Annotated in this window: 1 pseudogene; it reads right to left on the bottom strand. The window is 38.9% G+C overall.

Annotated features, from left to right (window positions below):
* A pseudogene (locus tag GBN19_RS15705) lies at positions 1-234 on the bottom strand (IS4 family transposase); the annotation flags it as partial.

The following is a 234-nucleotide window of genomic DNA, read 5'->3' as shown; positions in this document are numbered from 1 at the left end:
CCAAATCAGGCTGCTTACTTCTTAACGTCTGACTATCTTGTAAATCACTTTTAATTTCCCGATAGCACATCTCAATCTCCCAACGTTGGACGTAAAGCATCGCGACTTCTTTGAGTGGATAGGCTTTTGAATCCATTAAAGATGTGATGTATCGTCTAGTTTTGCCTAAATGTTCGATTTCTATTAAACGAGCTTCCCAATATTCTCCCAATAATGGATTCAGTTTCTTCGCTC

It is taken from the genome of Acinetobacter brisouii, assembly GCF_008993995.1.
Classification (GTDB): domain Bacteria; phylum Pseudomonadota; class Gammaproteobacteria; order Pseudomonadales; family Moraxellaceae; genus Acinetobacter; species Acinetobacter brisouii_A.
Note: the sequence above shows the minus strand (reverse complement) of the source record. Positions and strands in the feature narration are given on the sequence as shown.